General features: G+C 73.8%; 9 protein-coding genes. All 9 read right to left on the bottom strand.

Translation table 11 applies throughout. The annotated features are described in order from the left end of the window. Positions 1 to 11 precede the first annotated feature (11 nt). The 9 genes from CP968_RS05625 to CP968_RS35310 all read right to left on the bottom strand — a co-directional run bounded on the left by CP968_RS05625 (position 12) and on the right by CP968_RS35310 (position 11,927). Positions 12 to 1,073 (bottom strand): MupA/Atu3671 family FMN-dependent luciferase-like monooxygenase, encoded by a 1,062-nt coding sequence (locus CP968_RS05625; protein WP_150516936.1) that lies wholly within the window; start codon positions 1,071 to 1,073, stop codon positions 12 to 14. A 17-nt stretch (positions 1,074 to 1,090) separates the two neighbouring features. Further along, positions 1,091 to 2,323 (bottom strand): MFS transporter, encoded by a 1,233-nt coding sequence (locus CP968_RS05630; RefSeq protein ID WP_150516937.1) that lies wholly within the window; start codon positions 2,321 to 2,323, stop codon positions 1,091 to 1,093. A gap of 9 nt (positions 2,324 to 2,332) precedes the next feature. After that, positions 2,333 to 3,964, bottom strand: a complete 1,632-nt coding sequence (locus CP968_RS05635; RefSeq protein WP_150516938.1) for an amino acid adenylation domain-containing protein — start codon at positions 3,962 to 3,964, stop codon at positions 2,333 to 2,335. Then, the gene (locus tag CP968_RS05640) at positions 3,957 to 5,042 is read right to left on the bottom strand and encodes an HAD-IIIC family phosphatase (RefSeq protein ID WP_229886268.1); all 1,086 of its coding nucleotides are present in this window, start codon (positions 5,040 to 5,042) and stop codon (positions 3,957 to 3,959) included. The genes CP968_RS05635 and CP968_RS05640 overlap by 8 nt, the downstream gene beginning before the upstream one ends. A gap of 131 nt (positions 5,043 to 5,173) precedes the next feature. Beyond that, positions 5,174 to 6,175 carry a 3-oxoacyl-[acyl-carrier-protein] synthase III C-terminal domain-containing protein gene (locus CP968_RS05645; protein ID WP_150516940.1) on the bottom strand — a complete coding sequence of 334 codons (1,002 nt, stop codon included), beginning with the start codon at positions 6,173 to 6,175 and terminating at the stop codon, positions 5,174 to 5,176. Continuing rightward, on the bottom strand, positions 6,172 to 7,260 hold the full coding sequence (locus CP968_RS05650) for an acyl-CoA dehydrogenase family protein (RefSeq protein WP_150521743.1): 1,089 nt from the start codon (positions 7,258 to 7,260) through the stop codon (positions 6,172 to 6,174). Before CP968_RS05650 ends, CP968_RS05645 begins: the two co-directional genes overlap by 4 nt. Positions 7,261 to 7,291: 31 nt before the next feature. Beyond that, positions 7,292 to 7,567, bottom strand: coding sequence for an acyl carrier protein (locus tag CP968_RS05655; RefSeq protein WP_150516941.1), 276 nt, complete (start codon positions 7,565 to 7,567; stop codon positions 7,292 to 7,294). Further along, positions 7,564 to 8,451, bottom strand: a complete 888-nt coding sequence (locus CP968_RS05660) for a 3-hydroxyacyl-CoA dehydrogenase family protein (protein ID WP_208836024.1) — start codon at positions 8,449 to 8,451, stop codon at positions 7,564 to 7,566. The genes CP968_RS05655 and CP968_RS05660 overlap by 4 nt, the downstream gene beginning before the upstream one ends. Then, complete coding sequence (locus tag CP968_RS35310; RefSeq protein WP_150516942.1) at positions 8,448 to 11,927, bottom strand: thioester reductase domain-containing protein; 3,480 nt, start codon at positions 11,925 to 11,927, stop codon at positions 8,448 to 8,450. The genes CP968_RS05660 and CP968_RS35310 overlap by 4 nt, the downstream gene beginning before the upstream one ends. Positions 11,928 to 11,930 lie beyond the last annotated feature (3 nt).

Raw genomic sequence — 11,930 nt, forward strand, 5'->3', positions numbered from 1 at the left:
TGTTCCGCTGGTCACGGCTGTACGTGCGGTCGGCCGGCGAGTTCGCGCAGCGTGTCGAGGTGCCGCAGGCTCTCCAGGACGGACCGGGTGGGGAGCCCGAAGTCGATGAGGCAGGCGACCTCGTCGACGCCGATCTCCTCGAAGCGGGCCACCGTGGAGCGGGCCTTGTCGACCGTGCCGAGCAGGCCGCCGTCGTCGAAGTAGCGGTCGAAGGAGCGCGCCACGATGAAGTCGATGTCCTCGGGGGCGAGCTTCGAGGCGTCGATCCGGCGACCGTCGAGCTGCGAGCCCAGCAGCAGCCCCAGCGAGCTGCGCAGGTAGTCGCCGAGCGGCTGCCGCACGGCCTCGCGGACGGTGTCCTCGTCCTCGCCGAGGAAGGTGTGCACCATCAGCGCGACCTGGCCGGTCCAGCCGTCGGTCCGGCCCTGCTCCGCGATCGCCTTGCGGTACTCGGAGATCTTGAACGCCAGGTCGTCCAGGTCCTGGCCCAGCAGGTGGGTCAGCAGCCCGGCGCCCGCCCGGCCCGCGTTGCGGAAGGTCTCGACGCCGCCGGCGCTGGTCACCCAGACGGGCAGCTCGGGCTGGACCGGGGGCGGGTAGATGCCCAGTTCCCGTGCGGTGCCGACGCCGTCGGTGACGGGGATGGTCTCGCCCCGCCACAGCGCGCGGACCTGCTCCACCTGCTCCAGCAGGATGGTCCGGCGGTTCTCGTAGTTCTCGGGGCGGAGCGCGAAGTCCGTGGCGTGCCATCCGGAGGCGAAGGACAGTCCGACCCGGCCGCCGGAGAGGTTGTCGACGACCGACCACTCCTCGGCGATGCGCAGCGGGTGGTGCAGCGGGGCCACCACGCTGCCGGCCCGGATGCCGATCCGCTCGGTGACGGCGGCGATGGCCGCTCCCGTGACGGCGGGGTTGGGGTAGAGCCCGCCGAAGGGGTGGAAGTGCCGCTCCGGGGTCCAGACGGCGGAGAAGCCGTTGCGGTCGGCGAACCGGGCTCCCTCCATCAGGAGTTCGTACCGGTTCGCGTCCCGCTCGGTGCTGTCGTTGGCGAAGTAGAAGAGGCTGAAGTCCATCGGGTTCTCCGGGCGGTCTATGCGGGCTGGGCGACGGCGGGGGCGGGCTGGCGGGTGCGCTCGGCCCAGGCCGCGACGGCCGGGGCGGCGAGGCCCGCGGCGAGCAGCAGGCCGGCGAAGACCAGCCAGCCGGGCCAGCCCAGGCGCACGATCAGTACGGTGGCCAGCGCCGGGGTCACCACGGAGCCGAGCTGCGTGGACATGCCGAACATGCCCTGGTACTGGCCCTGGGCGTGGTCCGGGGCCAGGCCGAACGCCAGGGACCAGGAACCCGCGCTGTAGAACATCTCCCCCACCACGTGCACCGCGGCCCCGGCCAGCAGGAGCACGATCGCGAGCCAGGCGGGCTGCCCGGCGGCCAGGGCGAAGAGGCCGCAGCAGACGGCGAGGAGCATGCCGCAGCGGCGCAGGGTGCGGGCGCCGCCGCTCACCTCGTCGCTGCCCTTGCTCGCCCGCACCTGGAACAGCACGACCATGATCGTGTTGAGGATGAGGATCACCGAGTACAGCCACTTGGGGGCCGAGGTCTGGGTGGTGATCCAGATGGGCAGCGCCACGGTGAGGATGGCGACGTTCATCACCAGGACGGAGTTGAGCAGGGCGACCGTGGCGTAGGGGAGGTCGCGCAGGACGACCCACTTGGGGCCCTGCGCCTCGCGCGGGACCGGCTCCACCTGCGGCACGGTCAGGTAGGCGAGGCCCGCGATGACGAACATCGCACCGCCCGCGATCAGCAGGCCCACGTAGGCGGGCCGGTTGTCGAACCAGAGCGCGACGGCTCCGGCCGCGGCGCCGAGCGAGACGCCGAGGTTGCTGACGGCCCGCATGTAGGACCAGGCGCGGACCCGTTCCTTCTGCGGGATGAGTCCGGCGATGAGCGCGCCGCGCGCCGCGTCGGTCGAGGACTCGGCCATCAGCGCGAGGCTGGTGGCCACGGCCAGGCCGATGAAGCTGTCGACGAACCCGTAGGCGCCGACGAACAGGCCGAGCAGCAGCAGGAACCCGACCGTCGTGTTGCGCGGGCCGATGACGTCGGCCAGGCGTCCGGCGGGGATGCTCGCGGCCATGCCGACGGCCGCACCGATGGTCAGCGCCAGTCCGACCTGCTCGGCGGGGATGCCCACGGTGCGGGTGAAGAACAGCACGCTGACGGACATCAGGATGCCGTGCCCGGCGGTCTTCGCCAGGTTGCTCAGGCACAGGGTGCGGACGATGCCGGGTGGCGGGACTATGTCGGTGAGCAGGGACATCGAGGCTCCTTAGCGGGAGGCTCGGACGGCCGTCGCGGTGTCGCGCGCGAGCAGTTCCGAGGTGATGCGGGGCCGGTCGACCTTGCCGTTGGGGTTGAGCGGCAGGGTGTCCAGGTGCTGGAAGCGGCGGGGGACCATGTGCACGGGTACGTGCTTGCGCAGCCAGCGGCCGAGGATGTTCGGCTCGATCGGGCCGCCGGTGTGGCAGCCGACCAGTTCGACGGTGTCCTCGCGCGTGAGGGCGATGACGACGGCCTGGCCGATGTCGGGGTGGCGCCGCATCGCGGCCTCGATCTCGCCGAGTTCGATGCGGTAGCCCCGCAGTTTGATCTGGTTGTCCAGGCGGCCGAGGTGGACGAGGTGGCCCGCTTCCCGGCGCACCCGGTCTCCGGTGCGGTAGTAGTGCGCGGGGGTCAGGGGGCCTTCGCCGTCGTACGCGGTGGCGCCGTCCGGGCCGTGGCTCAGGAAGCGGCCCCGGTTGTCGGCGGGGTCCAGGTAGCCGTCGAAGCGCTGGGAGCCGCGCACGCACAGCTCGCCCTCTTCGGCGGGGCGTCCGTCCTCGTCGAGGACGAGGTGGTCGAGGAACCCGTAGACCGGTCCGATCGGCACCGTGTCGTTGGAGGTGGCCGGCCAGGCGCCGGGGTCCGCCGGAAGGGCGAACTCGGTGCAGGCGACGGTGAGTTCGGTCGGTCCGTAGACGTTCTCGATGGCCGCCGCCGGCGCCACGGCCCGCCAGGCGCGGGCCTGGTCGTAGCTGAGCTGCTCGCCGATGAAGACGCTGGTGCGCAGCTCGGTGACGCGGCCGGTGGGCAGGCTGCCCAGTTCGGCGCTGACCGAGACCACCGAGGGCACGGAGAACCAGTGGGTGATCCGGTTGTCCACGAGGTAGTCGACGGGCGACAGCAGCTCGGCCCGGCCCGGGACGACCAGGGTCGCGCCGGCGCCCCAGGTGACGAACAGGTCGAACACCGAGGGGTCGAAGGTCAGGTCGAAGGTGTGGGACATCCGGCAGCCGGGCCCGATGCCGTAGCGCTCGATGTTGTGCGCGATGTACGGGGCGAGGTTGCGGTGGCGGATCGGCACGCCCTTGGGGCGGCCGGTCGAGCCCGACGTGAACAGCACGTACGCCACGTCGTCCGGGGCCGCGGTGCGGGCGGGCAGCCCGCCCTCCGGGAGGCCGGCGCCGGCGGCGGCCCCGGTGTCCCGGTCCGCGGCGCGTCCGGCGGCGGCCACCTCGTCGGCGTCGAGCCGCAGTTCGGTGCGGACGACGCCGGACAGCTCCTTGTCGAGCTGTCCCGCGTCGGCGGCGTCCACGACGAGCACCTCGGCCCCGGCCAACTCGCAGATCATGCGGTTGCGCTGGGCCGGGAAGGCGGGGTTGACGGGGGTGACGGTGGCACCCAGCCGCAGGGCGGCCAGGTAGCCGGCGAGGACGGCGACGCTGCGGGTCGCCATCACGGAGATCCGCTCGGGCACGCCGCCGTGCGCCAGCACGATCCGGGCCGCGACGCTCTCGGCGGCCCGGCGCAGCTCGGCGTAGGTCAGGCGGGCGCCGCCCGCCTCCAGGGCCGGCTCGTCCGGGTGGAGCGCGGCCGAGCGGTCGAACCACTCGTACAGGGTGCGGTCCTCGGCGTCAGCCACGGGGGGCCTCCACGGCGGCCGGGACGGCCAGGTCCGGGGCGTCCACGCGCATGGTCGTGGGCAGCTCCTGCGGCGCGGGCTCGATGTGCAGCAGCTCGATGTCCTCTCGGCCGCTGCCGGGCCGGGCGGCCAGGGCCGCCTGCTCCGCCAGGCAGCCGCAGTCGCTGCCGGTGAACCCGGCGAAGCGGTAGGCGACCTCCATCATCCGGTTGCGTTCCGTGCGCCGGAAGTCGGCGCTCAGGTGCACCCCCGAGGCGGCGGCCTGGCCGATGAGCCAGCGCAGGATGACGGTGCCCGCGCCGAAGGAGACCACCCGGCAGGAGGTGGCGAGCAGCTTGAGGTGCCAGAGGCCGGGGCGGCGTTCCAGCAGGACGATGCCGACGGCTCCGTGGTCGCCGAAGCGGTCGCGCAGGGAGATGACGAGGACCTCGTGGCCGGGGTCGGCGAGCAGTTCCCGCAGCCGCTCGTCGCCGTAGTGGACCCCGGTGGCGTTCATCTGGCTGGTGCGCAGGGTGAGTTCCTCGACCCGGGCGAGGTCCGCCTCCGCGGCCCGGCCGATGGTCATGACCAGGCCGAGGGTGCGCAGGAACTCCTCGTCGGCGCCGCCGTACTCCTCGCGGGCGGCCTCGCGGCGGAAGCCCGACTGGTACATCTCCCGCCGGCGGCGGGAGTCGGCGGTGGTGACGGGGCTGAACTCGGGCAGGCCGGTCAGCTCGGCGACCTGCTCCGCCGGGTAGCAGCGGACCTCGGGGAGGTGGTGGTTGACCTCGGCGCGCTCGGCCGGCTGGTCGTCGATGAAGGCGATGGTGGAGTGGGCGAAGTTCAGGTGCTCGGCGATGCTGCGCACGGACTGCGACTTGGGGCCCCAGCCGATGTGCGGGAGGACGAAGTACTCGCTGACCCCGAGCTTCTCCAGCCGCTCCCAGGCGTGGTCGTGGTCGTTCTTGCTGGCCACGGCCTGGAGGATGCCGCGCTCGTCGAGGGCGGCGATGACCTCGCGCACCGCGTCGGACAGCACGACCTCGCCGTCCTCCAGCAGCGTGCCGGCCCACAGGGTGTTGTCCAGGTCCCAGACCAGGCACTTGACGGCCTTGACGGGGGTCCCGGCCGCCTCGGCCGCTTCGGGAGCGGTCGTCGCGGACTCGGTCGGGTTCGGTGCGTCTGTGTTCACTGCGTCTCTCACGGTCGGGGCGGCGGCTTCCGGCACGGTCACACCTCCCACAGCGTCACGGCCCAGGCGGCGACCGGGCTGTTGTTGAGTACGAGGACCAGGTCCCCGGGGGCGAGTTCGCCTCCGGCGAGCAGCCGGTCCAGGTTGAGCACGACGTCCATCGCGCCCAGGTGGCCGTAGCGGGTGAGGTGTTCGTTGCAGACGGGGTGGATCGGCAGGCCGAGGAGGGCCTCGTAGAACTGGTAGGCGCTGGAGGTGACGTTCTGCATGAGCGTCGCGGCGACGCCCTTCTTGTCGACGCCCGCCTCGGCGAGGACCTCGTCGACCATCCGGCCGAGGCGGACCCGGCTGTGCATCGCCAGCTCGAAGCGGTAGCGGTCCGGAGACTGGCACTCCTCGCGCCACTCGTAGTACGGCACCTGCTTGTAGTCGACCCGGAAGAGGTCGTGGAAGGTGCCGTCGGTCTCCATGCGGTGGGACCGCAGGACCGGCCGTCCGCCGCGCACCAGGGTCATCGCGTAGGCGCCGTCGCCGATCACGGTGACCGGGAAGCGGACCCGGTCCAGGCCGGTGGGGCGGCTGCCGTGGGCGATGACGACGCCCTGCCGGCCGGGGTCGGCGAGCAGCAGGTCCCGGCCGAGGGCCCAGGCCGCGCTGGAGCCGGTGCAGCCGAGCCCGTCGACGGTGAACGCGAACGCGCCGTCGAGCTTGGCCTCGGCCTGCACCCGGCAGGCGTCGGAGCCCAGCAGGACGTCGGGGGCGCGCGGGCCCACCAGCATCAGGGTGTCCGGCCGGCCGCCGGGGGCGGTGCCGTCCCGGCCGTCGAGCAGTCCGCGGACGGCTTCGGCGGCGAGGTCGCCCGAGGTGCGGTCCTCCAGGACGCCGACGGTGGCGATGCCGCTGCCCCGGACGAACTCGGCCTCCTCGTGCGCGAGCGCGGCGAACTCGGGGAGCTCCTCGACGGGGGTGCGCACGTCCGGGAGGAGGCAGTGCACCGCGCCGATGCCGATGGCGTCGCCGGCGCCGGGTGCGCGGCTCATGACCACACCGCCAGGGCGTGCTTGCCCAGGAGCAGCTGGCTGATCTCGTTGCTGCCCTCGATGATCTCCATGAGCTTCGCGTCCCGGTAGGCGCGGGCGACCGGGCCGCCGTCGCGGGCGCCGGCCGAGGCCAGCACCTGCACGGCCGTGGCCGCGCCGCGGGCCGCGTTGCCCGCGGCCAGGTGCTTCGCGGTGACGGCGGCCGTCACCAGCTCGGGCCGCCCCTCGTCCCAGCAGCGGCTCGCCTGCTCGCAGCAGCGCGCGGCGGCCTCCTGGGCGACGTGCAGCTCGGCGAGGTGCCGGGCGACCAGTTGGTGGCCGGCGAGCGGCGAGCCGAACTGCTCCCGGGTGGCCGCGTGTCCGCAGGCCGCGCGCAGGCAGGCCCGCAGGATGCCCACGCAGCCCCAGGCCACGGAGACGCGGCCGAAGGTCAGGGCCGAGGTGACGAGCCAGTCGACGGGCAGGCCCGCCCCGCCGAGGAGGCTGTCGACGGGCAGCGTCACGGAGTCGAGCCGGATGTCGGCGTGGCCGGCGGCCCGGCAGCCCAGGGGGTCGGCCACCCGTTCCACGCTCACGCCGGGGGCGTCCGTGGGGACGAGCACGGCCGCGGCGCCCTGCTCGTAGCGCCCGAAGACGACCACGTAGTCCGCGTACGCGCCGACGGTGACCCACACCTTGCTGCCGTCGATGACGACCGTGTCGCCGTCCTTGCGGATGGTCGTGCCCATCGCCCCGAGGTCGCTGCCGGCGCCCCGCTCGCTGAAGGCGACGCCGGCCAGCCGGCCCGAGGTGAGCTCGTGCAGGTAGACGGCCTTCTGCTCCTCCGCGCCGAACCGCTCGACCGTCCAGGCGGCCATGCCCTGGGAGGTCATGACGCTGCGCACGGAGGAGCACAGGGAGCCGACGTGGGCGGTGAGCTCGCCGTTGACCGTGCTGCTCAGGCCCAGGCCGCCGTACGAGGTCGGCACCTGGCCGCACAGCACGCCCTTGGTGCCCAGCTCGCGCAGCACGTCCAGCGGCAGCCGGCCGGCCGTGTCCCAGCCCTCGGCCCGGTCGCCGACGAGGTCGGTGGCCAGCCGCTCCAGCTCGGCGAGGGGCGGGGGGAGCACCTGCGCCTCACTCACCGGTACCACCCCGCAGCCGCAGGACGAGCGCGGTCATCCGGTCCACGCTGCGGAAGTTGTCCAGCGTGAGGTCCTGGCCGCCGACCTGGACGCCGAAGGACTGCTCGACGTGGACCAGCAGCTCCATGGCGAACAGGGAGGTCACCAGGCCGGTGGCGAACAGGTCCACGTCGGGCCCGACGGCCGTGCGGGTGCGCTGCTCCAGGAAGGCGGAGAGGGTCGCGCGGATCGCCTCGGTGGTGTCCGCCGGGGTCGTCGGGGTGCTCATGACGCGTGTCCTCCGTACTCGTAGAATCCACGGCCGGTCTTACGGCCGAAGTCACCCGCGGTGACCTTGTCCAGCAGCAGCGCGCAGGGCTCGTAGCCCGCGTCTCCGGTGCGCTCGTGGAGCACGCGCAGCGAATCCACCACGTTGTCCAGGCCGATCAGGTCGGCGGTGGCGAGCGGGCCGGTGGTGTGGCCCAGGCAGCCCTCGAAGGCCGCGTCGACGGAGGCGGCGGGGGCGATGCCCTCGGCGACGATCCGCGCCGCCTCGTTGATCATCCGTTGCAGGATGCGGTTGATCACGAAGCCGGGCCCGTCGCCGACGACCACGCCGTTCTGGCCGAGGTCGGCCAGCAGCCTGCCCGCCGCGGCGAGCGCGGCCTCGCCGGTGCGCGGGCCGCGGATGAGCTCCGCGGTGTGGATCATGTAGGGCGGGTTCATGAAGTGGATGCCCGCCAGGTCCTCGGGCCGCAGCACCGAGTCCGCCTGCTCGTCGATGGGGACGGCGGAGGTGTTGGAGATCAGCAGCGTGCCCGGGGCCACCGCGGCCGAGGCCTCGGCCAGCACCTTGGCCTTCAGCGGGGCCAGTTCGGTGACCGCCTCGACCACGGCCGTGGCTCCGGCGATGTCCTCGATGCGGGTGGTGGTCACCAGCTCGCCGGTCGCACCGTCGCGGGGCAGCTTGCCCATCATCCGGGCCAGCCGCAGCTGGTTGGCGACGTTGGCGCGGGCCCGGTCCAGGATGTCCTCGTCCACGTCCACCAGCACCACGGGCAGTCCGCGGCCGACGGCCAGGGTGGTGATGCCGGTGCCCATGACGCCGGCGCCGATCACCGCCAGGCGGTGGGCGGGGGCGTGCGCGCCGTCCGGCGCGGTGTCGTCGCTCACTTGTCCTCCTCGGGGTCCGCGGACGTGCCCGCGGCGGCGGCCGCGAGTTCGGGCAGCAGGACGCCGATGTCCTCGGCCCGCTGCGCCAGGAAGGCCAGACCGGCTCGCAGCTGCTCGCCGGTGACGGCCGGGGAGAGTCCGCTGCGGCGCAGCCACGGCTGCCAGCCCCGGGCCTGTACGCCGGCCTCGTCGAGCTCGTGGCCCTCCATCTCGTAGAGGGCGGTGGCGGAGAGGACCTTGCTGCCGGTGGCCTTGGCCTGTACCGCGACCAGCCGCTGCCATTCGGTCAGCGTGACGGTGCGGGTGGGCAGGCCGGCCTCGTGGAGGGCCTCGAAGAGGTCCTCCAGGCTGGGCGAGATCTCGTCGACCAGGTGGTAGGCGCGTCCCACGGAGCGGGTGGACACGGCCAGTTCGGCCACCGCGCGGGCCAGGACGTCCACCGGGGAGACGGGCATGCCGCGGTCGTCGACCGGGCGGGCCCCGACGACCAGGCCGCTGGCGAGCAGGAACCAGATGAGGTCCTTGTCGTTGCAGGCGCCGGTCTTGCTGGAGGCCATGATCAGGCCGGGCCGGAAGATCCGGACGCGCATGCCGTCCTGGTCCGCGCGCTCCAGGATGCGCTCGCCGACCCACTTGCTGACGCCGTAGCCGCCGAGCTGGGGGTCCAGGGGCTGTTCGCGGGTCTCCATGAGCTGCCCGTCCGCTCCGGCGGGGGCGGTGGCGGCGACGGTGGAGATGAAGCTGACGTCGCGGATGCCGAGCGGGCGCATCCAGTTGAGGAGGTCGACCAGCGGGAGGATGTTGTCCTCGCGCAGCATCCGGTAGGGCTCGGTGAAGACGACCTTGGCCGCGCAGTGCAGCACGTGGCCGATGCGGGTGGCGAGTTCGCCGCCGCGGTAGGCGCGGACCACGGCGCCGATGTCGCGCAGGTCGCCGGGGACCACGTGCACGCGCGCGGCGTCCGGCTCCGGCAGGTCGAACTTGCGGGCGGCGGCCTGGAGCCGTGCCATGCCCTCGGCCTCGTCGGCGGCCCGTACGACGCAGTAGACGCGCCCCTTGGAGGCGGCGAGCAGCTCGTCGAGGAGGAAGGCGCCGAGGTAGCCGGTGGCGCCGGTGAGCAGGACGTCGCGGCCCGGCGCGGTCTCCTTGGCCAGCGGCTCCAGCGGGATCTGGAGGTCCGCGTCGACCAGGGCGCCGTCGCCGTCGGCCGCCGGGTCGACCTCCTCGTCGCCGAGCCCGGCACCGTTCTTGAGCCCGTGCACGATGGTGGTGAGGCGGCGGATGGTGGCCTGGCTGCCGCCGGCGCGGTGGATGTTGATCAGTACGCCGTGGCGCTGCTGGATCTCCAGGACCATCTGGACCGACAGCAGGGAGGTGCCGCCGAGGGAGCCGAACTCGTCGTCGACGCCGATGGTGTCCAGGCCGAACAGCTCCCGCCACAGGGCGGTCAGCTCGGCTTCGAGGACGCCGGCCTCCCCGGTGGCGGGCGCGGTGGGGGCGGCCGCGGCCGGGGCGGCGGGCAGGAGCGGGCCGTCGAAGGCCGGCAGCCGGTCCAGGGCCCAGTGCCGCTTGCGGGTGAAGGGGTAGGTGGGCAGTGCGACGCGGCGGCCGGTGCGGCCCGCGGCGGCGGCCCAGTCGACCTCGACGCCGTGCAGCCAGGCGGCGGTGAGGGCCTCGTCGAGGAGGTCGGCGACCTCCTCCTCCCGCTCGGGGAGGCGGACGAGGTGGCGCTCGCGGCCCGCTTCTCCGTGGCCGACGAGGATCGGGAAGCGTCCGTCGGGCAGGGTCCCGGCCGGTCCGGTCAGCACGTCGGCCAGCTCGGGCAGCGTCGCACGCAGCCCGTCGGCCAGCGCGTCGACCAGCGGCGCGGGCGTCCCGTCGGCCGGCGGCAGGACGAGCACCGGGCGGCGCGGGGCGGACCGCTCGGTCCGTACGGCCGGAGGCCGCGGCATCCGCAGGGCGGCGGCCAGCCGGCCGGCCGGGGCGGTGACCACGCGGCGCTCGGTGAAGGCGGCGCGGCCGACGCGCAGGGTGTGCGCGACGTCGGCGGCGTCGAACTCGCCCTCGTCGAGGGCGTCGGCCAGCCGGCGGGACTGCTGGTCCAGCTCGGCGCGGGTACGGGCCGACAGGACGAGCCGTACGGTGTCGCGGCGGGGGGCGGGGGCGCGGAGCGGCTCCGGCGGGGCGGCCAGGACCACGGCGGCGTTGGTGCCGCCGACGCCCATCGAGTTGACCAGTACGTGCCGGTCGGCGTCGGTGGTCCGCTCGGCGCCCGTGGTGACGAAGAACGGGCTGTCGTCGAGGATGCCCGGGTCGCGGGGCCGCTCGAAGGTGGGGTGCGGCGGGATCTTGCCGGTGCGCGCGACGTGGACGGCCTTGATGAAGCCGGCGATGCCGGCGGCCGGTCCGGTGTGGCCGATGTTGGACATGACCGAGCCGAGGGCGCAGTAGCCGCTCTTGTCGGTGGTGGCGCGGAACGCCTTGGTGAGGGCGATCAGTTCGATGTTGTCGCCGACCGGCGTGGCGGTGCCGTGCGCCTCGACGTACCGCAGCAGTTCGGCGGGCACGTCGGCGGTGCGCAGGGCGGCGGCGATCACGTCGGCGACGCCGTTGGGGCTCGGGGCGATGAAGCCCAGCCGGTCGCCGCCGTCGTTGCCGACCGCGCTGCCCTTGATCACGGCCAGGACGTTGTCGCCGTCCGCCAGGGCGTCGTCGAGCCGGCGCAGGGCGACGACGCCGACGCCCGAGCTGTATGTGGTGCCCGTGGAGGAGGCGTCGAAGGAGCGGCAGTAGCCGTCCTCGGAGAGCACCCCGCCGGGCTGGTGGCGGTAGCCGCGGAAGGGCTCCAGCACGGTGGCGCCACCGGCGAGGGCGATGTCGCACTCTCCGGAGAGCAGGCTGAGGGTGGCGTAGTGGACGCCGTACAGCGAGGAGGAGCAGCCGGTCTGGAGGCTGACGGCGGGGCCGCGCAGGCCGAGCTTGTAGGCGGCGCGGGAGGTCATGAAGTCGGCCTGGCCGCCCACGGTCAGTTCGAGGTCGTCCACGGCGGCGCGCAGGCCGGACTCGCGGGCCTTGGCGGCCAGGAGCGCGGCCGAGTAGTTGCCGGCGGCGCTGCCCGCGAAGACGCCGACGACCGGGCCGTCCTTGCGGACGGGGTGGCCGGCGGCCTCCAGGGCCTCCCAGGCGGCTTCGAGGAAGATCCGCTGCTGGGGGTCGATGGTGTCGGCCTCGCGGGGCGGGTAGCCGAAGAACTCGGAGGCGAAGTCCGCGACGCCGGGGAGCGTGGTGGCGACCCGTACGAAGGCGGGGTCGGCGAGCATCTCGGCGCTCACGCCGGCGGCCTGGAGCTGCTCGGGGGACATCTCCCGCATGGAGACGACGCCCCGGTCGATGTTGCGCCAGTACTCCTCGGGGGTGGTGGCGTCCGGGTAGCGCAGGCCGACGCCGATGACCGCGATGTCAGTGCTGTTCGTCATGGT

Source organism: Streptomyces subrutilus (assembly GCF_008704535.1).
Lineage (GTDB): Bacteria > Actinomycetota > Actinomycetes > Streptomycetales > Streptomycetaceae > Streptomyces > Streptomyces subrutilus.